Genomic DNA, 753 nt, shown 5'->3' with positions numbered 1-753 from the left:
CTCGTCAAGTTTTTCTTCGAGCCCGGCGATCATCTCTAACTCTTTGTCGAATACTTGCGACAGCGGCGTACTCAGGCTGATGAGACAGCTATGGAACACATCTCGAAGAGCAGTTTCCTGAGTATGGACGACCACCAGATTGAAGTGCTGGTTGCGGAGGACAGATCGCATGATGTCACGAGCCATTGCGCCGCCGAGTCCGCTCTCAGCGCCCTCGAGATTATAGTCGAGTATTAAGAGATCTGACTGATGCAAATGATCAGCGGTAGCGTCGGGGGCGTCGTGTATATCAAGGATCAAAGCAGGTTTCTTCTTTCGAAACTGGCTTATAACGCTCAACGCGCCTGATGAATCCACTCGCCAGTGTTTCTTCGACGATCGCGTTTCAAGCTCCGCATCCCGAGGAGGCTCCGGAAGCGCATTGTTTAAGACTTCATCCCACGTGGGATACTGATCGTCTACGATTAGAACCGAGCGAATGGGATCGATGAAAGCTTCCCTGATGAGGCTTTGCAATGTCGTCATCGTCCGAATTCCGCTCCCTTAAAGTCGATAATGAAGTTTGCACCTGGCAGCAGCCGGAATTTTTTCTCACTCGCATAGCGTATGGAGTGGCCTCCGACGGTCAGATTCATACGGCAGAGGTATAGGCCGATACCGCGCCCACCGTTCATTTTCCGCGTGAAGAACAACCGGAATAGATGCTCCTGGTCGAGTGGATCGACGCCTGGACCGTTGTCCGAAACGGCGACG

General features: G+C 52.6%; 2 protein-coding genes. Both read right to left on the bottom strand.

Features of this window, described 5'->3' with window-relative positions; all coding sequences use genetic code 11:
- Positions 1-525 (bottom strand): response regulator receiver domain (locus RCF13_RS00980; RefSeq protein WP_308140738.1); only part of this gene is annotated, 525 nt, incomplete at its 3' end.
- Positions 522-753: ATP-binding protein (locus tag RCF13_RS00975; RefSeq protein ID WP_308140737.1), on the bottom strand; the 232-nt coding region annotated here is incomplete at its 5' end. The genes RCF13_RS00975 and RCF13_RS00980, both read right to left, overlap by 4 nt.

It is taken from the genome of Stenotrophomonas maltophilia group sp. RNC7, assembly GCF_030910085.1.
Classification (GTDB): domain Bacteria; phylum Pseudomonadota; class Gammaproteobacteria; order Xanthomonadales; family Xanthomonadaceae; genus Stenotrophomonas; species Stenotrophomonas sepilia.
Note: the sequence above shows the minus strand (reverse complement) of the source record. Positions and strands in the feature narration are given on the sequence as shown.